Source organism: Dactylosporangium fulvum, from assembly GCF_025137375.1.
GTDB lineage: Bacteria > Actinomycetota > Actinomycetes > Mycobacteriales > Micromonosporaceae > Dactylosporangium > Dactylosporangium fulvum.
Genome location: NZ_CP073720.1, coordinates 9,670,268 through 9,688,624 on the forward strand (window position 1 = coordinate 9,670,268; position 18,357 = coordinate 9,688,624).

An 18,357-nucleotide genomic window follows, 5' to 3' on the forward strand; every position below is an offset into this window, starting at 1 on the left:
GTTCCCATATCGTGGCCGACGACGAGTTTGCCGAACTGGTGCTCACGCTGGTGGAACGGATCCCGCCGGGGCGGGTGATGTCGTACGGCGCGATCGCCGAATACCTGGGCCGCGGCGGTCCCCGGCAGGTGGGCGCGGTGATGTCGCACTACGGCGGCGGTGTGCCCTGGCACCGGGTCGTCGCCGCGAACGGCCGGCTCGTCCCCGGCCACGAGGTCGAGGCCCTCAAGCGCCACCACGCGGAAGGCACCCCGCTGCGCGGCGACAAGATCGACATGCGAGCAGCAGCCTGGTGGCCGGACGAGACGCCGGATGACGGCTAGAGCAGCCGGCCGATCCCGCCGCGCCGCGGATCGCCGGCCGCACCGGCCGAGCCGACCGCGCTGACCCCGCCGAAATAGTGGTCGAGCCGGTCCCACTGCCGGACCGTATACCCGGCCGCGGCGAGCGCGTCCAGCTCCTCGCTGCTGTAGCCGGCCTCAGCGTGTACAACATCCGACACCACGTGGAACCGGGGACGGCGGATCGCCGTGCGCATGTCGTCGCCGTCGACCAGGACGTTGACCAGGGTCTGCAGGAGCGCGGTCCGGATGCGGGTCGCGCCGGCGGAACCGATCGCCATGACAAGATCAGCGGCGGAGGACACGACCACCGTCGGGCACATGCACGACGCCATCCGCTCACCGGGCAGCGTGCCGGGCCGGATCAGCTCTCCCTCACCGAGCATCGAATTGAGGTGTACGCCCAGCCCCGGCAGCCAGACACCCGAGCCGAGCCCCAGCGTCAGCGTGATCACGCAGGCGTTGCCGGCGGCGTCCACGACGGAGATGTTCGTGGTGTCGCCGACCCGCTGGGTGCCGAAGGCGCGCAGGGCCCCGGCCAGCGCCACCGCCCGCTCGCCGCGGGACAGCGACGGCAGGCCGGCGGGCAGCGACGCGACCGTCGGGATGAAGTCGTTGAGGTCGCTGCGGGCCAGCACGGACGCGCCGGCGAGCGGCGCGGCGACGACCGGCAGTTGCAGCACCCGGTAGGCGGCCAGGTCGGCGTGCGTGAGCACACCTCCGCCGGCCTGCACGACGTCGACCATCATCTGCCCGACCCGCCCGGTGTAGAACGCCGCCGGCCCCTCCTCGGCGAGAATGCCGAGTGCGGCGTCCAGCCCCGGGTGGTGCAGCAGGTCACCGCCTTCCAGCAGCTTGCCGCCGGGCGCGTACACCTGGGAACCGAACCCCGGCAGCATCGCCGGCGCCAGCGAGACCAGCGTGTGCGCGTGCGGCTGCGGGAGGAGGGTGCCGCTGCGGGCGAGGCCCATCGCCGGCTCGACGAGCCGCTGCCAGGGCAACCGGCCCCAGCGGCGATGGATCGCGGCGCAGCCGGCCGGGACGCCCGGCACGCCGACGCTCGACTCGCCGATCTCGTACCGCTGCGGGACACCGCCGAACGCGACCGAGATCGGGATCATCGGGGCGGCCTGGCGCCCCGCGTCCAGGCCGGGCACGGCGCAGAAGAAGTCGAGGCAGGTGGTGGTGCCGGTGGCCGCCTCGTAGTAGGTGGCGAACCCGCCGCCGGCGATGCCCGTCAGCAGGCTCTCGGCGACGCAACCGGCGAGCATCGCGGCGACCCCGGCATCGGCCGCGGTCCCGCCCGCCTCGAGGATTCGGAGACCGACCTCGGCCGTGGCGGGGTGGCCGGCGGCGACGCCCGCGGGCACCCGCTGAATGGCCGTTTTTTGTGAAGAAGTCTCGCGGTAGCATCCGTGGACCATGGATCACCCGTCGGGTTCACTGCCCAACCGAGTGCGTGCTGGTTACGCGCTCGGCTCTCTGGTCACCGGGGCCTTCGGCACGGTGCCCGGGCTGTTGCTGCTGCCCTACCTGACCGACACCCTCGGCGTCGCAGCCGGGATCGCCGGGCTGCTGGTGCTGGCACCGAAGGCGTGGGATGTGCTGATCAACCCGGTAGCCGGGAGAATCTCCGATCGTACTCGCACGTCGCTGGGTGCCAGGCGGCCGTTTCTGCTCGGTGGCGGGCTCGCCCTGGCGGTCCTGTTCGCACTGATCTTCGCGGCCCCGGTGCGGTCGGGAGCCTACGTCGCGCTGGTGTTCCTGGCGGCTGCCACGGCGTTCGCGTTCTACCAGGTGCCGTACGTCGCCATGCCGGCCGAGATGACCGACGACTACGCCGAGCGGACCCGCCTGATGACCTGGCGGGTGGCGATCCTGGCGGTCGCGATCCTGGTCTCCGGCGCCATTTCGCCCATGGTCACCAAGCAGTTCGGTGACGGCGTTCCCGGCCACCGTGCCATGGGCGTCTTCGTCGCCGTGCTCATCGTCATCGGTACGCTCGGATCCTTCTTCGGCACCCGCGGCGCCCCCACCGGCAAGGTCCTGCAGAGCGAGCCGTCGTTCGCGGCGCAGTTGCGCGTCGTGCGCGGCAACCGCCCGTTCCGCCTGCTGCTGATCTGCTTCGTCGTCCAGGCCGCCGGCATCGCCACCATGCTCGCCGGGGTCAGCTACTTCGCCACCCAGATCCTCGAGTCCCCGGACACCGGGGCGACGGTCCTGTTCGCGTGTTTCGTCGGCCCGGCGCTGCTCGTGATGCCGGTCTGGACCAGGGTGGGGCGGCGGGTCGGCAAGCTGCGCGCCTACGTCCTCGCCTCGGTCCTGTTCGCGGCCGCGGGCGCGCTGCTCGCCCTGGCCCCGTTCCTGCCCGCCGTTGTCGTCTACGTCATCACCGGGCTGGTCGGCGCCGGGTACGCCGGGCAACAGGTCTTCGGCCTCGCCATGCTGCCCGACTGCATCGCCTACGACGCCGACCGCACCGGTCGCCGGCAGGCGGGGGTCTTCACCGGCCTGTGGACGGCCGGCGAGACGTTCGGGCTGGCGCTCGGCCCCGGTGTCTTCGCGCTGCTCCTGTACGCGTTCGGCTACGTCTCCAGCTCGACGGGGGAAGCGGCGCTGCAGACCGACACCGCCAAGCTCGGTGTGCTGTTGGGCTTCACGGTGGTACCGGCGGTGGTCGTCGTATCGGCGCTGATCGCGCTGCGCGGCTACGACCTCGACGAGGGAAGGCTCTCCGCCGCCGTGGCGGAGCCAGATCCGGCCTTGGAACAGGGGTGACTGACATGCGGGCGTTGCCGGCACAGGGGCTACCGGCTCGGGAGGTCCTCGACGAGCTGGCGGCGATGCGGGCACACGACCTGCCGACACACGGCGGTCGCCTGTTCGCCTACGTCTACGACCCGGCGGTCGACGGGCTCGACGCGCTGGCCGCCGCGGCCCACTCGGCATCGGCGCACGTCAACGGCCTGGACCCGACCGCCTTCCCGTCGCTGCTGGCGATGGAGAACGACCTTGTGGCGGCGGCCGCGACGGTGCTGTCCGGCCCGCCGTCGACGGTCGGCAGCGTCACCAGCGGCGGCACCGAGTCGCTGATCCTCGCCGTCAAGGCGGCCCGGGACGCGCGGCCCGACGTGGCCGCGCCGCGCCTCGTCATGCCGGTGACCGCGCACGCGGCCCTGGCGAAGGCCGCGTCCTACCTGCGGGTGGCGCTCGACACGGTACCGGTGGATCCCATGACGCTGCGCGTGGACCCCGCGGCGGTGGCGGCGGCGATCGGTCCCGACACCGTGCTCGTCGCCTGTTCCGCACCGTCGTACGCGCACGGCCTCATCGACCCGGTCCCCGAGATCGCCGCGGCGGCGTCGGCGGCCGGGGTGCGCTGCCACGTCGACGCCTGCTTCGGCGGCTGGACCCTGCCGTACCTGCGCCGCCTGGGCGAGCCGATCCCGCCGTTCGACTTCTCGGTGCCGGGGGTGACGAGCATGTCGGTCGACCTCCACAAGTACGCCTACGTGCCGAAGGGCGTCTCCGTCCTGCTGCACCGCGACGAGGCCCTGCGCGCGCCGCAGTACTTCGGCTACGCCGACTGGCCCGGATACACGATGGTCAACCCGGTGATCTCGTCGACGCGTTCGGGCGGCCCGATCGCGGCGGCCTGGGCCGTCATGCGCCACATCGGCGACGACGGTTACCTCGCGCTGGCCGCGAAGACCCGCGACGCGACCCGCGGCCTGGCCGCGGCGGTGGCGTCGGTGGAGGGCCTGGAGCCGGTGCCGGTGGAGTCGACGGTTGTCGCGTTCATGTCCGCAACGGTCGACCTCTTCGTCCTGGCCGACGAGCTGGCCGCGCGCGGCTGGCACACACAACCGCAGTTCCGCCACGGCGACCTCCCGCCGTCGGTCCACCTGACGGTGACGGCGGCCGTGGCCTCCCGGGTCGACGAGTTCGTGGCCGACCTCAAGGCGGCGGTCGCGGCGGCCCGGGCGCTGGGTCCGGTGGAGCTGCCGCCGGGCATCCTCGACCTGCTGGGCTCGGCCTCGGTGGCGGATCTGGCGGGTGCCCTCGGCTTCGGCGCGGGCGGCGCGCTCCCGGATCGCATGGCGACGGTGAACTCGCTGCTCAACGCGGCCCCGCCGCAGGTGCGCGAGCACCTGCTGGTGTCGTTCCTGAGCCTGCTCCAGCGCCCCGCCTGGTAGGCCGGAGGCTCAGAGCGCCACCTTGACCGCGGCGGTCAGGACCAGCTGGGCGAGGGCCAGCGGCACCAGCCCCAGCCAGCACAGTCGTTGCAGCTGGTCCTCGCGCAGGCGCGGGTAGGAGACCCGCAGCCAGATCACCACGAACGACACAGCGAAGACCTTGATCAGCGTCCACAACCAGCCGAGCTCGTCGTCCAGGCCGAACGGCCCTTTCCAGCCGCCGAGGAACAGCACGGTGGTCAGGGCCGCGATCACGACGATGCCGACGTATTCGGCGAGCAGGAAAAAGGCGAACCGCAGGCCGGTGTACTCGGTCATGTAGCCGAACACCAGCTCCGAGTCGGCGATCGGCATGTCGAAGGGTGGACGCCTGATCTCCGCGAGGCCGGCGACGAAGAAGACCGCCAGCGCGGGCAGCTGCCAGAGCAGCCACCACGGCCGCCAGGCCTCGACGATGCCGGAGAGGGAGAGCGTGCCGGCCGCCATCGCGACCGACAGGGCCGCCAGGATGAACGGCAGCTCGTAGCCCAGCAGCTGTGCCGCCGCGCGCAGGCCGCCGAGCAGCGCGTACTTGTTCGCCGACGACCAGGCGGCCATGAGCACCGCGACCACGCCGACGCCGACCACCGCGAGGACGAAAAACAGGCCGATGTCGAGCGGCTGCGCGACCAGCCCGTGCGGGCCGATCGGGATCACCAGCAGCACGGCCAGATACGGCAGCAGCGCGACGACCGGAGCGAGCCGGAACACCGGCCGGTCGGCCGCGCGCGGGGTGATGTCCTCCTTCTGGACGAACTTGACCCCGTCGGCGATCAGCTGGGCCCAGCCGTGGAAGGCACCGGCGTACATCGGGCCGAGCCGCCCCTGCATGTGCGCCATCACCTTGTGCTCCGTCTGCCCGACGATCAGCGGCAGGGTGAGGAACGCGACCACGACCACCAGGACCCGCAGCGCCAACTCCAGCCAGACCGGCATCAGCCGCGCCCTCCCGGCCATTCGTTCGGATCCGGCACACCCGGCGGGCGCATCGGCGCGCGTTTGCTGACCGTGTGCTCGCTCTCGCCCGGCTCCTTGGCGCCCGGCCAGGGCTTCGCGACCCGGGCGGCGAGCACGAACTCCTTGCGCAGCGGGTGCCCCTCGAACTCGGCCGGCAGCAGCAGCGGCTTGAGCCCGGGGTGGCCGGTGAAGTTGATGTCGAACATCTCGTGCGTCTCGCGCTCGTGCCAGGCCGCCCCGGGATACAGGTCGACCACCGAGGCGACGGCCGGCGCGGTGCGCGGCAGGGCGGTGCGCAGCAGCACGCCGTGTTGCTGCACCGTCGACCACAGGTGCGCGACCACGGTGAAGCCCTCGGGCAGCTCGTCGACGGCCGACAGCCAGTCGAAGAAGTCGCAGCCCAGCTCGTCACGGGCAGCGCGCACGGCGTCGGGCCAGCGCTCGGCCGGCACGTCGGCGGTGGCCCGGCCGAACCGGCCCCCGCCGGCGGACTCGCTGATCGCCACGCCCTCACCGAGCACGTCGGCGAGGCTGGCGCCGATCTCCTCGGGTGTCATGGAGCGATCCTACGGCGCTCGAATTCCCCCGGGAACCGATGACCGACGGCCGCGACCCCCGGCGGCTGGTGCGGCGGCCACGAACGTTGACCCGGTCAGCCGGATCGCGAAACCTCGCCGGGCCGGACAGGGGGAGCGGAGAGGGCCTTGACGTCGGGGCGGGAGACGCCGCCGATGCCCGACTGCTCCCCCGCGATCTTCTCCTGGAGCCGCATGATCCCGTGCAGCAGCGCCTCGGGCCGGGGCGGGCACCCGGGAACGTACACGTCGACCGGGATGAGCTGGTCGACGCCCTTGGTGACCGAGTAGGAGTCCCAGTAGGGCCCGCCGCAGTTGCTGCAGGCGCCGAAGCTGATCACGTACTTCGGGTCGGGCATCTGGTCGTAGAGCCGCTTGATCGCGGGCGCCATCTTGTCGGTCACGGTGCCCGACACGACCATCAGGTCGGCCTGCCGCGGCCCGTGGGCGAACGGGATGACACCGAGCCGCATGAAGTCGTGCCGACCCATCGACGTGGCGATGAACTCGATGGCGCAGCAGGCGAGGCCGAAGTTGAACACCCACAGCGAATAGCGCCGTCCCCAGTTGAGCACGAACTTGATCGGCTCACCCAGCACGCTCGACATGGCCTGAAGCCTACCCCCGCGATCGGATCGGCCCCTGGCTCGTACACGGGTGCAGATCACCTTCTGGCGCCACTGGATGGACCGGGTGGTCCACTTGGCTAGGATCGCCGCATGAGTGCGCCGCTCACCCGCAAAGGAGCCGCGACCCGGGAGCGCATTGTCACCGGGGCCGCCACACTGCTGCGGGAGCGCGGCGTCGACCAGGTTTCGCTCGACGACATCCGCGCGGCCACCGCCACCAGCAAGAGCCAGCTCTTCCACTACTTCCCCGACGGGCGGTCGCAGCTGCTCCTCGCCGTCGCGCGGCACGAGGCACAGCAGGTGCTGCTCGAGCAGGAACCGCAGCTCAGCGACCTCGGGCCGCCTGGGTCATGGAGCGAGTGGCGAGACGTGGTCATCGCACGGTACGAACGGCAAGGCACCCGCTGCCCCATGAGCGCCCTGACGCGCCAGCTGGCGCCCAGCCACCCCGAGGTCGGCGCGGTCGTCGCCGGCCTGCTGACGGAATGGCAACGCCGGATCGAGGCGGGCCTGGCCCGGGCCGGAGTCGAGCAGGCCCGCACCAGGGCGATCATCATCCTGGCGGCGTTGCAGGGCGGGATCTCCCTGCTGCTCGCCACCGGTGACTCCACCGCGCTGCGGGTGGCCCTGGACGCGGCGATCGCCGATCTTCTGGAGACCCCTAGCGGAGCGCCCTGATCGCGGTCAGCGTCGTGTGGACGTTGAACTGGTCGCCGTCGTCGCTCTCCCAGCCGCCGTCGCTGCGCTGGGTCTCGGCGAGCCGGCGCCGTGCCGCGGTCAGCAGCCAGTCCTCCGTCGACATGCCGACCCGGCGCAGGGCGGCGAACAGCGAGGCGGTGTCGGCGGCCGACATCTCCGGCACCCGGTCGGCGAGGGCGACCTGGATCTGCGCCGACTCGTAGAACCAGCCCAGGTGGTACAGCAGCGCGCAGCCCAGCCAGCCGGTCACCAGGAACGACGGCCAGGAGCCGTCGGAGCGCAGGGACGCACGGAACGCCTCGGCGGCGCGGGCGATACGCATGGCGTGATCGCCGTTGTCGCCGAGGTCGGGGCCGCCGACCACCAGCCAGAACGCGGCGTTGGTCGTCAGGTAGAGCTTGGCCTCGTCGTCGCCGGGCTGCGCCCACGGCGGGGCGATCCCGGCGAGCGAGGAGTCCTCTTCCCACATGCCGTCGGGGCGCTGGCTGCGGCCGAGCCAGGCGAGCGCCTTGCGGGCCGCGGGGCGGTCGATAACGCCGAGGTCGTCGAGCTCGCCGAGCCGGAAGCAGGTGGCGTCGACGGACGGGATGTCAGCACCCCAGTACGCCGGCCAGCCGCCCCCTGACACCTGGCCGATCTCGGCCTTGTCCAGCACGTCGGCCGGGGGTGCCTGGCCCGTGCGGAGCCAGGCGAGTCGGGCGCGGTCCACGGCGTCGCCGTGTGCGACGACGTAGCCGATCGCGGCATCAAGGTCGACCATGCGCCGTACGCTACCGCCCGCTCGTCCGCCCCGCGTGGTCAGTCAGCGCCTGTTTCATCACTGAGGCCGGGCTGCGGCGGGCCCAGACGTTCGGGCTCCGCCTCGCCTCGGCCCCGGTGATGCAGCAGACGCTAATACACCGGCAATGACGGATCGACGGTCTTCACCCAGGACACCACACCGCCCTGGACGTGGACCGCGTCTTTGAAGCCGGCGGCCTTGACCGCCGCGAGCGCCTCCGCGGAGCGCACACCGCTCTTGCAGTAGAGGACGACCTGCTTGTCCTGCGGCAGGTCGGCGAGCGCGTTGCCGTTGAGGAACTCACCCTTGGGCACAAGCCGCGCGCCGGGAACCCGGACGATCTCCCACTCGGCCGGCTCGCGAACGTCGATCAGCTCGATCGACTTGCCCGAGTCCAGCCAGCTCTTCAGCTCGGTCGCGGTGATCGTCGAGCCGACCGTCGCGGCCTGGGCCTCGTCGGAGACCGCACCGCAGAAGTCGTCGTAGTCGATCAGCTCGGTGACCGTCGGGTTTTCCCCGCAGATCGCGCAGTTGGGGTCCTTGCGGAGCTTGATCTTGCGGTAGCTCATCTCCAGGGCGTCGTAGACCATCAGGCTGCCCAGCAGCGAGTCGCCCACGCCGGTCAGCAGCTTGATCGCCTCGGTCACCTGGATCGCGCCGATGGACGCGCACAGCACGCCGAGCACGCCGCCCTCGGCGCAGGACGGGACCATGCCGGGCGGCGGCGGCTCCGGGTAGAGGCAGCGGTAGCACGGGCCGTGCTCGGCCCAGAACACCGACGCCTGGCCGTCGAAGCGGTAGATCGACCCCCACACGTACGGCTTGCCGAGCAGCACCGCGGCGTCGTTGACCATGTACCGCGTGGCGAAGTTGTCGGTGCCGTCGATGATCAGGTCATACTGCGCGAAGATCTCCAGCACGTTGTCGTTGCTGAGCGCCTCGTTGTGCAGCACGACGTTGACATACGGGTTTATCTCGAGGACCGAGTCACGGGCGGACTCGGCCTTGGGCCGGCCGATGTCCGACTGGCCGTGGATGATCTGGCGTTGGAGGTTGGACTCGTCGACCGTGTCGAACTCGATGATGCCCAGCGTGCCCACACCGGCGGCTGCGAGATACATCAACGCCGGCGAACCGAGGCCGCCGGCGCCGACACAGAGCACCTTGGCGTTCTTGAGGCGCTTCTGCCCCGCCACCCCGACATCGGGGATGATCAGGTGCCGGGAGTAGCGGCGGACCTCGTCAACAGACAGGTCGGCGGCGGGCTCGACCAGAGGAGGCAACGACATGGTTCTCATTCTGCCGCGCCCGACCGGCAAACCCACGTGAGCTACGGCACTTTGGGCCCGCTGTACCGCTGACCGTCCACGAAGGGCCAGACGTTCGCCACGCAGCCCTTCAGCCCGTACGTCTGCTGCTGCATCACCGGCGCCGGGCGGCCGGCCCCCGGGCACGCCTCATGGCCGTTGCCGAGTTCGTGGCCGACCTCGTGGTTGATGACGTACGCCTGGTAGTCCTCCACCGGCGCACCGTAGTCGGGGACCGCGGTCAGCCAGCGGGCGAGGTTGATGATGACTTTGCCGGTGATCCGGCAGGAGCTGTACCCGTCCGTGTGCAACCCGGCCGTGCCGCACATCTGCTCGGACGTGGCCGGCGTGGCCAGGAAGATCGTGAAGTCGGCCGTCCCCTGGCCGGCGACCCGCTGGAGGCGCAACTGGCCGCTCGCCGTCCAGCTGCGCGGATCCCCGAGGGTCTTCTCGACGGCCGCCGCGAACGTGTCGGGCTGCTGGTTGCTGCCGTCCTCGACCGCCACGCGGTACTTCTTCAGGGCGCCGGCGCCGCCCGCGACGGGACCGCCGGTAGTGGCATAGGCGAACGTGCCGGCGCCGGTGGCCGGCCCCGCCTCCGGCGGCGGGTCGGCGGGCTGCGAGGGCGGGGTCAGCATCGGCTTCTGCACCATCGACACGGGCGCCGGAGCCGGTGGGTCGTCGTGGAAGAAGATCTGCCGCCCGAGCCCGATCGCCGCGACAAGGCCCGCGAAGGCCATCACGCCTGCGACGAGATAGCGGCGCTGGCGTGCCCGCGCACGGCGGCGGTGCCGTGCGGCCCGGACGACCTCGCGCGCCTCCACCGGGTCACTCGGTAGCGGCACCGGCTCAGGCCGGCGATCGCGCATCCCTTTTGCCCCGGGCCGGTCGACGCCTGTGGCGCCTGACCTCAGCTGGCTCGCCATCGGTGCTCAGCTTGCCATGCGCACCTGCGCCCCTTTTGCCCGGACCCCCGTCCGCACCCGTTCCGCAACCGGCTGGTTCTCCGCCAACTCGTCGAGCAGCCCGAGCACGGCACGGGCGACCGTTCGCGGCACCTCCATCTGCGCCACGTGCCCGACACCCTCGAGCATCATCAGCCGGCTGTCCGGGATGAGCCGCGCGACCTGGGGCGCGGTCCGGATGTCCACAAGCCGGTCCTGGCGGCCCGCGATGACCAGCGTCGGCGCGGTGATCTTCCCGGCGGCCCGCCAGATGGAGCCCTCGCCGGGCAGATACGCGCGCAGGAAGCTGCCGACCAGGCCGCGCAGACTGCCGACGTACGCCTCGGCATACCACGGCACGTCGTGCCGCAGCCGGGCCTCCTCGATCGCCTCCAGGCGCCGCTGCTCGGGATACCGCGTGGGGTCGGCGTAGCAGGAGTCGATCACCATGTCGGCGAGCACTTCGGGGTCCATCGCCGCCATCCGGCTCTTCGCGAGGCTGGCCGCGTTGGGCAGGAGCAGCAGCGGCACCAGCCGGCCCTGTAACGAGCGGCGGGGGTCGAGGAACGGCATGGCCGGCGAGATCAGCGTCAGCGACCGCACCAGGTCGGGGCGCATGGCGGCGGCCTTCACCGAGGCGGCGCCACCCATGGAGTTGCCGAAGAGGTGGACCGGCCCGCGGTCGCTGTGCTCGATCCACCGGATGATGTGCTGCGCCATCGCCTGTACCGAGTAGCTGCGGGCCCGTCCGCTGTTGCCGAAACCGGGCAGGTCGATCGCCTGCCCGTCGAGCCGGCCGGCGAGGACACCGGCGAGGTCGGTCCAGTTGGTGGACGACCCCCCGAGCCCGTGAACGTACACGGCGGGCTCGGCATCCGGGGCGATGGCAGGCGTGTCGCGGACGTATGCGACGTTGCCGTCGAGATCCACCGAGCGCCCGGGCCAGCGCTCCGGCAGCTCCTCAGGTGACGGGACGGTGAACTCCGGAACAAGAGAAGCTCGCTTCATGCCCCAAGTGTGACGCTCAGGGCAAGAGTGCCTCCAGTCTTCGGTTAACTGCGGCGAGCGTCGCACGCACGACCGCCTGACGCGGATCACCCGTGACCACCGCCGAGCCTGTGAGCTGTTCCACATGGCCGTCGTACATCAGCAGCAGCACGACGACGGCAACCTCGCAGCCGCCCATCGGCACAACCGCGGCGTGCTCGATGTAACAGCGGGCCCGGGCGGAGGCGTCCACGTCGACGAGCAACTGGTCGACCGCCGAGGCGGCCGCGGCGGCGGCGAGCCGCAGGATGTAGCCGTCGACGTTGGGGCCGCCGGCGACCCCGACAGCGGGGCTGCCATCGGCGATGAGCCGGACCTCCACCAGGGCGTCGACACCCTGCGTGTTGACGTCGACCGAGTCGATGACCACGCGGGCCGACGAGATCGAGCCGGTCGGCGGGACCACCGGGGCCTGCTGTGCGGGGGATGCCTCGGCCGAGCGGCGCACGCCGCTGACCGGGCGGCGCCGACGCGCCTCCCGGCCGTATCCGGGCAGGCCGCTGTGCGGCGCGGTGCGCGGCGCGGACGAGTGGGCCGGCGGCTTCGGCGGCGCAGGTTGCGCGACCGGCGCCGGCGAGTCCGGCAGGTTCGGCTCGGCGGCCAGCCCCATGCGCTCGTTGAGCAGCCGCGCGACCGCCCGGCTGACGTGGCCCGGGTCGGCGTCGTCGAACAGCTCCAGACGCAGCTTGTGCAGGCCGTCGGGGTCCTTGCGCAGGGTCGCCTCACGGACGCCGGAGACGCCCTGGACGGCTTGGAGCACGGCCGGGATGTCGAAGCCGTCCGGCCGACCGTCGGCACTCGTCGGCTCGTCGTCTTCGTCCTCGCGCAGCTTCGTCGCGATCCGGGCCAGCTCTGGCGTGCCGGCCGCGCCGACCATCGGCTCAACCTCGGGCACCTGGGGGACGTCGGGCTGGGAGGGCACGCGTTGCGGCAACTCCGGCGGATCGTAGGCCGGTGGGGCAAGCTCGTCGGCGAGGCTCGGCATGGTGGGCTCGGCCGACATCGGCGTGCCGGATCCGAGCATGCCGGTCGGGAGTGGACCGACAAGCGGGTCGTCCTCGGGCACCCGCTGGGTCGGCAGCTGCTGGGACGGCGCGGCCGCCCAGTCGAACTCGGCGGGGTGCTGCTGCGACGGCGGCTGGGCGTGCTGCTGCGGGCGGACCGGGGCCTGCGGTTGCGGGGCCCACTGCCGCTGCTGCTCCTGGTAGGCCCAGTCGTCGCGCGGCTGCTGCTCGTAGGCGGGCTGCTCATACGACTGCTGCTCATACGGCTGCTGGTCGTACGGCTGCTGGTCATACGGCGGCTGCGGGCCGAACGCCGGCGCCGGCACGTAGGGCTGTTGCTGCTGTTGCTGCTGCTGTTGCTCGTATGGCTGCTGCTCGTACGGCTGTTGCTCATACGGCTGTTGCTCATACGGCTGCTGCTCGTACTTCTGCCCATACGACGGTGCCGACGAGACCGGGCGCTGGGCCACCGGCACCCGGATCTCGCCCGTGATGTCGGGGGGCAGGTTGCCGTTGCCGTAGACGTGACTGGGCATCGCCTGCGTCGGTTCACCCGGATGAGCGGTCGAGGTGGGCCAGCCCTGACCGTCCGGCCCGTAGTGGCCGTAGTGCAGCGTCGAGGTCGGCGGTTGGGCCGGCGGCGGCATGGAGACGGGCGGGCTCACGGGCGCCAGCATGTCGGCATAGGAGCTGCGGACCTCGGCGCGACCGCGCGGACCGCCGGCGCCGTTGACCGGGGCGCGACCGGCGATGGCACCGTTCACGGGCTCGCGCCATGCGGTGACGACCGCCTCGATGGCGTCATCGCTCGGCGTCGAACCGTTGGTCACGCTGGTGTCGGTCACCCTGTGCGCCTCCGCGTACCCTCCTCGGCCGCGAAATGCGGCTGCCACTTCCGGGCTACCGGTTTGCCCCGTTTCGTCCACCGCGTGCTCCTCCGTCGCCCCTAGGTGAGGCTACCGTGTGGGCGGAAAGGGGGTAAGTTGCAATCTCGACCCAAATCCGGATGGTGAACATGACCTCGGCGATGAGCGGCACCCAGGCGACCGGTCGGCCCGTGAGGCTGCCCAGGTCGGCGCGGCGCAAGCAGTTGCTCGCCGCGGCCCAGCAGGTGTTTGTGGCACAGGGATATCACGCAGCCGCGATGGACGACATCGCCGAGCGCGCCGGTGTCTCGAAGCCGGTCCTCTATCAGCACTTCCCGGGCAAACTCGAGCTCTACCTGGCCCTTCTCGACACGCACTGCGACGCGATGGTCGCGCGGGTGCGATCGGCCATGGAGGCCACCACCGACAACAAGGACCGCGTGCGGGGCGCGATCCAGGCCTACTTCGACTTCATCGACCACGAGAGCGAGGCGTTCCGCCTCGTGTTCGAGTCCGACCTGCGCAACGAGCCCGCCGTGCGTGAGCGGGTCGACCGCGTGGAGAGCGGCTGCATCGCCGCCATCACCGACACGATCATGGCCGATACCGGCGTCAGCCGCGCCCGGGCCGAGCTGCTCGCCTCCGGCCTCGTCGGCGCCGCCGAGATCGCGGCCCGCTTCTGGCTGACCAACGGCCGCCAGGTCGAGAAGGCCGAAGCGGAGGCGCTCCTCACCGCTTTGTCGTGGCGGGGCATCGCAAGCTTCCCCTTGCAAGGCGAACACGCCTGATCGCGTTAGTCTTCAACCACACTAGGTGTGCGCGCCGAGGCACGGCCGCGCCGCGGCCCTATCAAGGAGGAAGACGTGGAGGTCAAGATCGGCGTGCAGTATGCGCCTCGGGAGCTGGTGCTCGAGAGCAACCAGTCACCGGCCGAGGTCGAAACTGCGGTAACCGACGCGATCAACGGTGGCGATAAGCACGTGCTGTCTCTCGTCGACGACAAAGGCCGCCGGGTGATCGTCCCGGTCGGCAAGATCGCATACGTGGAGATCGCCGAAGCGTCGCCGCGCCCGGTCGGTTTCTCCGCCGCGCGCTGAAGTTCGCACCGTTCAGGGGCGGAAACCCGGTTTCCGCCCCTGAACGCTGTCTGCGGCCGGATCCGTAACAGCCTTCGTGACAGCGACCGTCAATGCCGGCGCGTCGCAAAGATGACTGTAGAGACCTGTAGCCACAGTTTCCGACGTCAACTCGTCCGCGACTCGAAGCGCGTGGACGTCAGTTGTTCAGGCCGACCGCGCCCATTCGTGCTGTATGCGCCGTCGTCAGTCGCTTGAGCAGCGCCTGGAAGTCGTTGCCGCCTGTCGCCAGCAACGCAGCGAGAGAAGGGCGCTCGGCGGCCACCCGCATCGCCTGCGAGATGCCCTCGCCCACCAGCCTGCGCGCCCACATCGAGAGCCGGTTGGCCACCTTCGGGTCGGCCGCGATCGCGGCACGCAACTCGTCGGCGGCGAAGTCGGCGTGGCGTGAGTCGTGGAGGACGTCGAGGATCAGGTCGCGGTCGGGGGTGACGAGGACGGCGGCGACCTCGCGGGTGAAATCGTCGGCGATGCCGTCGCCGACATACGCCTTGGTCAGGCCCTCCAACCAGTCGGCCGGCTCGGTCTGCGCGTGGTAGTCGGAGACCGCGCGGACATAGGGCCGCATGGCGGTCTCGGGGTCGGCGCCGAGCTCCGCCAGGCGGTCGGCCAGGCGGCGGTAGTTGGTGATCTCGCGGGCCGCCATCTCGCTCAGAACCGCCCGTCGACGCAGGTCAGGGGCAAGACGCGCGTCGGCGGCCATGCGGTCGAAGGCGACGAGCTCGCCATACGCCAGCATGCCCAGGAGGTCGACGACCGCTTCTCGCGGCGGCTCGACGGTCGACTGGACAGCCGGGGTGACATCGGACACATCGGCACACTACCCCGCCGAGCCGCTCTGTGTACTCCACGCCAGTGCTCCACGCCAGGTAGTACGCGGATCGGCCGACGTACCGGTACAATGGCCGCGACAGCCTTGGGCGGACCCTAGCCCAGGCGACCGGCGCTTGTAGCCCGCGACCAATTGTTCAAACGGTCGCGTGTGGCCCGCGCCCTATCCATTTGAGCGCACCCGGCAGTTTCAGGGGCGCTCCCGCGAGAGAGACACCCCGAGCAAAACATGACGATCGACAACACCGAGGCCGCCGAGACGGTGGCCCCCCGCGCCCCTGTGCGCGCGGACAGTCCCACATTCGCCGACCTGGGCGCCCGGCCCGAGACCGTGGCCGCGCTGGAAGCCGTCGGCATCACGCGAGCCTTCGCGATCCAGGAATACGCCGTGCCCATCGCGCTGCGCGGCACCGATCTCATCGGCCAGGCGCCGACCGGCACCGGCAAGACCCTCGGCTTCGGCGTTCCGCTGCTCGACCGGGTCACCGCACCCGGCGAGGGCGCCGACGGCCTCCCGCAGGCGCTCGTCGTGGTGCCGACCCGTGAGCTGGGCCTTCAGGTGGCCCGCGACATCGCCGCCGCCGGCAAGACGCGCGGCGTGCGCGTGCTCCCGCTGTATGGCGGGGTGGCCTACGAGCCGCAGATCGACGCGCTGCAGAAGGGCGTCGAGATCGTGGTCGGCACGCCCGGCCGCCTGCTCGACCTGGCCAAGGGCAAGCACCTGCGCCTGCACTCGGTGCGCGCACTGGTGCTCGACGAGGCCGACCGGATGCTCGACCTCGGCTTCCTCGACGACGTCGAGCGCATCCTGACGCTGCTGCCGGAGGACCGGCAGACGATGCTCTTCTCGGCGACGATGCCCGACCCGATCGTGACGCTGGCCCGCCGGTTCCTGCGCCAGCCGATGACGATCCACGCGCACCACGACGCCCACACCGGTCCTTCGCCGCTGACGAAGCAGTTCGTGTACCGCACGCATCCGCTCAACAAGATCGAGATCGTGGCGCGCGTGCTGCAGGCGAACGACCGCGGCCTGACCATGATCTTCTGCCGCACCAAGCGCGCCGCCGACCGAGTCGCCGAGGACCTCGACTTCCGCGGGTTCGCCGCGGCAGCCGTCCACGGCGACCTGGGCCAGGGCGCCCGTGAGCGGGCCCTGCGGGCGTTCCGCGGCGGCAAGATCGACGTGCTGGTCGCCACCGACGTCGCCGCCCGCGGCCTCGACGTCTCCGGCGTCACCCACGTCATCAACTACGACTGCCCCGAGGACGCCGACACCTACACGCACCGCATCGGCCGCACCGGCCGGGCGGGCGCCACGGGCGTCGCGGTGACGTTCGTCGACTGGGAAGACATGCCCCGGTGGCGGATCATCGACAAGAGCCTCGGGATGGATCTGGCCGAGCCCCCGGAGACGTATCACACGTCGGCGCACCTGCTGGCCGACATCGACATCCCGGACGGCACGACCGGTTCGCTGCCCACGGCCGACCGCAAGCGCGCCGGCCTCGCGGCCGAGAAGCTCGAGGACGTCGAGGGCAAGCCGCGCGGGCGGCGGGGTCGCACGCGCGGACGCGGTCCGGCCGCCACCGCCCCGGAGACCGCCGAGGCGCCGGCCCAGCCGCGCCGTCAGCGCCGCCGCCGGCGGCGGGGCGAGGTCGACGAGGCCGCGTTCACGGACGACGCCACCGCCACCGTCGACATCGACGAGACCGCTGAGGACAGCGCGGTCGTCGTGACCGCGGACGACGCGACCGACGAGGCCGAGCCCCGCGCCGCCCGCACCCGCCGTCGCCGCCGCCGTGGCGGCCGTGGCCGCGGCGCTGCCGGCGACACGACCGAGGCCGCCGTCGACGCGGACTCGGAGGCGTAACACCGACAGCGTGACAGGGGCGGGCCGCATGCGGCCCGCCCCCGTTCGTCAGGACGTGACGTCGAACGTGAACTCGGCCCGGTGGACGGCGCCGGACTTCTGAAACTCGAAGTACATCCGGTAGCGCCCCGGGCTCGGCGCGGACAGCCAGAACTTCACCGCCCCGCCCACGAGCTGGTCCTCGGGGTGCACGTGCAGGTATCCCTGGTCCCCCTCGCGGACGACGACCAGGTGCCCGTAGGCCCCCAGGTACCGCTCCAGGTCGGTGACCGGCGAACCGCCCGTGAGGACCCGGAACGAGAGCGGCTGGGTGGCGTTGACCCGCGGTGTGCCCTCCACGGCGACCGTGAAGCCGTCCACCTCCGCGATCCGGGCCGCGGCCGGCAGCGCGACCGGGACGTAGTTGCCCGCCACCGTCGCGTCGACCGCCAGCGTCAGCGGCAACTGCTGGCCCGCCGGGTCGAAGGTGACGAAGTCGGCGTACAACCGGAAGATCCCCGGCGACGGCAACGTCAGCGGGGCGGTCCAGGTGCCGTCCGGGGCCATCTCCGGGTGCAGGTGCTGGAAGCCGGTCAGGTCGTGCCGCACCACGATGAAGTGCATCAGCTTCTCGTGATTGAGCACGAACCGCGTCGCCGGCTTGCCGTCCGGGCCCATGACCCGGAACGAGAACTGCTGCTGGGCCCCGGCGGCGAACGACGTGGTGCCCGGCACGAGCGTGAAGCCGCCCGCACTGAGCGACAATCCGGCGAGGTCGCCGGCGACGGCGCCGCCGTGGGAGTGGGACGGGATCGCGGTGGCCGCCGCGGGCCCGGACGGCCCGGCGCCCGACGAGGCCGGCGGCGCCGTCGCACGGGCGATCACGAATCCCAGCAGGAGCGCGCCGACGACGGCCGCGGCGATCAGGGGTGCCCTAAACGACGACGAGTTCATACCCCGCCTCGTCGACCGCCGTGCGCACCTCGTCGAGCGGCAGCGGCCCGTCGCTCACCACCGTGACGGCGCCGGTGGACAGCTCGACCAGTACCTCATGAACCCCCGGAAGCCGGGTCAGCTCCTCCGTCACAGCGCTGACGCAATGGCCGCAGGTCATGCCGTTGACCGTGTACTCGGACGTGAAGGACATGGGAAC

At 71.6% G+C, this 18,357-nt stretch carries 19 protein-coding genes; 7 read left to right on the forward strand and 12 right to left on the reverse strand.

Going from position 1 to position 18,357, the window contains the following annotated elements; all coding sequences use genetic code 11:
• The first annotated feature begins 11 nt into the window (after window positions 1-11).
• Window positions 12-323: an MGMT family protein gene (locus Dfulv_RS44605; protein ID WP_259859848.1), complete on the forward strand. Its 312-nt coding sequence runs from the start codon at window positions 12-14 to the stop codon at window positions 321-323.
• Here the strand turns inward: Dfulv_RS44605 and Dfulv_RS44610 are convergent.
• Window positions 320-1,711 carry a gamma-glutamyltransferase gene (locus tag Dfulv_RS44610; protein ID WP_319805735.1) on the reverse strand — a complete coding sequence of 464 codons (1,392 nt, stop codon included), beginning with the start codon at window positions 1,709-1,711 and terminating at the stop codon, window positions 320-322. The two genes, Dfulv_RS44605 and Dfulv_RS44610, sit on opposite strands and share 4 nt — an antisense overlap.
• Before the next feature lie 52 nt (window positions 1,712-1,763).
• Between Dfulv_RS44610 and Dfulv_RS44615 the strand changes: the two genes are divergently transcribed.
• Together Dfulv_RS44615 and Dfulv_RS44620 are read left to right on the forward strand one after the other, a co-directional pair.
• Window positions 1,764-3,119, forward strand: coding sequence for an MFS transporter (locus tag Dfulv_RS44615; RefSeq protein ID WP_259859849.1), 1,356 nt, complete (start codon window positions 1,764-1,766; stop codon window positions 3,117-3,119).
• Window positions 3,116-4,537, forward strand: coding sequence for a pyridoxal phosphate-dependent decarboxylase family protein (locus Dfulv_RS44620; RefSeq protein ID WP_406567885.1), 1,422 nt, complete (start codon window positions 3,116-3,118; stop codon window positions 4,535-4,537). Before Dfulv_RS44615 ends, Dfulv_RS44620 begins: the two co-directional genes overlap by 4 nt.
• 9 nt (window positions 4,538-4,546) lie before the next feature.
• Here the strand turns inward: Dfulv_RS44620 and nuoH are convergent, their stop codons facing one another.
• The 3 genes from nuoH to Dfulv_RS44635 all read right to left on the reverse strand — a co-directional run bounded on the left by nuoH (window position 4,547) and on the right by Dfulv_RS44635 (window position 6,716).
• Window positions 4,547-5,512 carry an NADH-quinone oxidoreductase subunit NuoH gene (nuoH, locus tag Dfulv_RS44625; RefSeq protein WP_259859851.1) on the reverse strand — a complete coding sequence of 322 codons (966 nt, stop codon included), beginning with the start codon at window positions 5,510-5,512 and terminating at the stop codon, window positions 4,547-4,549.
• Window positions 5,512-6,090, reverse strand: a complete 579-nt coding sequence (locus tag Dfulv_RS44630) for an NADH-quinone oxidoreductase subunit C (protein ID WP_259859852.1) — start codon at window positions 6,088-6,090, stop codon at window positions 5,512-5,514. The genes nuoH and Dfulv_RS44630 overlap by 1 nt, the downstream gene beginning before the upstream one ends.
• A gap of 95 nt (window positions 6,091-6,185) precedes the next feature.
• Entirely contained in the window at window positions 6,186-6,716 is a 531-nt protein-coding gene (locus Dfulv_RS44635) for an NADH-quinone oxidoreductase subunit B (protein WP_259859853.1), read from the reverse strand.
• 111 nt (window positions 6,717-6,827) lie between these two features.
• Between Dfulv_RS44635 and Dfulv_RS44640 the strand changes: the two genes are divergently transcribed.
• The gene (locus tag Dfulv_RS44640; protein ID WP_259859854.1) at window positions 6,828-7,415 is read left to right on the forward strand and encodes a TetR/AcrR family transcriptional regulator; all 588 of its coding nucleotides are present in this window, start codon (window positions 6,828-6,830) and stop codon (window positions 7,413-7,415) included.
• Here Dfulv_RS44640 and Dfulv_RS44645 read toward each other — a convergent pair.
• The 5 genes from Dfulv_RS44645 to Dfulv_RS44665 all read right to left on the reverse strand — a co-directional run bounded on the left by Dfulv_RS44645 (window position 7,399) and on the right by Dfulv_RS44665 (window position 13,364).
• Window positions 7,399-8,196, reverse strand: coding sequence for a prenyltransferase/squalene oxidase repeat-containing protein (locus tag Dfulv_RS44645; RefSeq protein WP_259859855.1), 798 nt, complete (start codon window positions 8,194-8,196; stop codon window positions 7,399-7,401). The two genes, Dfulv_RS44640 and Dfulv_RS44645, sit on opposite strands and share 17 nt — an antisense overlap.
• Before the next feature lie 131 nt (window positions 8,197-8,327).
• On the reverse strand, window positions 8,328-9,506 hold the full coding sequence (moeZ, locus tag Dfulv_RS44650) for an adenylyltransferase/sulfurtransferase MoeZ (protein WP_259859856.1): 1,179 nt from the start codon (window positions 9,504-9,506) through the stop codon (window positions 8,328-8,330).
• Window positions 9,507-9,547: 41 nt separating this feature from the next.
• A complete protein-coding gene (locus Dfulv_RS44655; RefSeq protein ID WP_259859857.1) occupies window positions 9,548-10,348 on the reverse strand; it encodes a DUF3152 domain-containing protein in 801 nt (266 codons plus the stop codon).
• Window positions 10,349-10,456: 108 nt separating this feature from the next.
• Window positions 10,457-11,476: an alpha/beta fold hydrolase gene (locus Dfulv_RS44660; protein ID WP_259859858.1), complete on the reverse strand. Its 1,020-nt coding sequence runs from the start codon at window positions 11,474-11,476 to the stop codon at window positions 10,457-10,459.
• Between the two features lie 16 nt (window positions 11,477-11,492).
• A complete protein-coding gene (locus Dfulv_RS44665) occupies window positions 11,493-13,364 on the reverse strand; it encodes a hypothetical protein (RefSeq protein WP_259859859.1) in 1,872 nt (623 codons plus the stop codon).
• A gap of 170 nt (window positions 13,365-13,534) precedes the next feature.
• Here Dfulv_RS44665 and Dfulv_RS44670 point away from each other — a divergent pair, with 170 nt between their 5' ends.
• Both Dfulv_RS44670 and Dfulv_RS44675 read left to right on the forward strand, forming a co-directional pair.
• Entirely contained in the window at window positions 13,535-14,173 is a 639-nt protein-coding gene (locus tag Dfulv_RS44670; RefSeq protein WP_259859860.1) for a TetR/AcrR family transcriptional regulator, read from the forward strand.
• A gap of 75 nt (window positions 14,174-14,248) precedes the next feature.
• Window positions 14,249-14,482: a DUF3107 domain-containing protein gene (locus Dfulv_RS44675; RefSeq protein WP_259859861.1), complete on the forward strand. Its 234-nt coding sequence runs from the start codon at window positions 14,249-14,251 to the stop codon at window positions 14,480-14,482.
• Between the two features lie 178 nt (window positions 14,483-14,660).
• Here the strand turns inward: Dfulv_RS44675 and Dfulv_RS44680 are convergent, their stop codons facing one another.
• Window positions 14,661-15,332, reverse strand: coding sequence for a ferritin-like domain-containing protein (locus tag Dfulv_RS44680; RefSeq protein ID WP_259859862.1), 672 nt, complete (start codon window positions 15,330-15,332; stop codon window positions 14,661-14,663).
• Between the two features lie 249 nt (window positions 15,333-15,581).
• On the opposite strand from Dfulv_RS44680, the gene Dfulv_RS44685 reads away from it, so the two are divergent.
• Window positions 15,582-17,225 carry a DEAD/DEAH box helicase gene (locus tag Dfulv_RS44685; protein ID WP_259859863.1) on the forward strand — a complete coding sequence of 548 codons (1,644 nt, stop codon included), beginning with the start codon at window positions 15,582-15,584 and terminating at the stop codon, window positions 17,223-17,225.
• A 48-nt stretch (window positions 17,226-17,273) separates the two neighbouring features.
• Here Dfulv_RS44685 and Dfulv_RS44690 read toward each other — a convergent pair whose 3' ends face one another.
• Both Dfulv_RS44690 and Dfulv_RS44695 read right to left on the reverse strand, forming a co-directional pair.
• Window positions 17,274-18,158, reverse strand: coding sequence for a hypothetical protein (locus tag Dfulv_RS44690; RefSeq protein ID WP_259859864.1), 885 nt, complete (start codon window positions 18,156-18,158; stop codon window positions 17,274-17,276).
• The gene (locus Dfulv_RS44695; RefSeq protein WP_259859865.1) at window positions 18,139-18,351 is read right to left on the reverse strand and encodes a heavy-metal-associated domain-containing protein; all 213 of its coding nucleotides are present in this window, start codon (window positions 18,349-18,351) and stop codon (window positions 18,139-18,141) included. Before Dfulv_RS44695 ends, Dfulv_RS44690 begins: the two co-directional genes overlap by 20 nt.
• Window positions 18,352-18,357 lie beyond the last annotated feature (6 nt).

Coding starts and splice junctions, on each gene's coding strand:
- Dfulv_RS44630 (WP_259859852.1), bottom strand. CDS start 6,090: ATGACACCCGAGGAGATCGGCGCCAGCCTCGCCGACGTGCTCGGTGAG.
- Dfulv_RS44635 (WP_259859853.1), bottom strand. CDS start 6,716: ATGTCGAGCGTGCTGGGTGAGCCGATCAAGTTCGTGCTCAACTGGGGA.
- Dfulv_RS44660 (WP_259859858.1), bottom strand. CDS start 11,476: ATGAAGCGAGCTTCTCTTGTTCCGGAGTTCACCGTCCCGTCACCTGAG.
- Dfulv_RS44685 (WP_259859863.1), top strand. CDS start 15,582: ATGACGATCGACAACACCGAGGCCGCCGAGACGGTGGCCCCCCGCGCC.
- Dfulv_RS44640 (WP_259859854.1), top strand. CDS start 6,828: ATGAGTGCGCCGCTCACCCGCAAAGGAGCCGCGACCCGGGAGCGCATT.
- nuoH (WP_259859851.1), bottom strand. CDS start 5,512: ATGCCGGTCTGGCTGGAGTTGGCGCTGCGGGTCCTGGTGGTCGTGGTC.
- Dfulv_RS44695 (WP_259859865.1), bottom strand. CDS start 18,351: ATGTCCTTCACGTCCGAGTACACGGTCAACGGCATGACCTGCGGCCAT.
- Dfulv_RS44690 (WP_259859864.1), bottom strand. CDS start 18,158: ATGAACTCGTCGTCGTTTAGGGCACCCCTGATCGCCGCGGCCGTCGTC.
- Dfulv_RS44670 (WP_259859860.1), top strand. CDS start 13,535: ATGACCTCGGCGATGAGCGGCACCCAGGCGACCGGTCGGCCCGTGAGG.
- Dfulv_RS44645 (WP_259859855.1), bottom strand. CDS start 8,196: ATGGTCGACCTTGATGCCGCGATCGGCTACGTCGTCGCACACGGCGAC.
- moeZ (WP_259859856.1), bottom strand. CDS start 9,506: ATGTCGTTGCCTCCTCTGGTCGAGCCCGCCGCCGACCTGTCTGTTGAC.
- Dfulv_RS44615 (WP_259859849.1), top strand. CDS start 1,764: ATGGATCACCCGTCGGGTTCACTGCCCAACCGAGTGCGTGCTGGTTAC.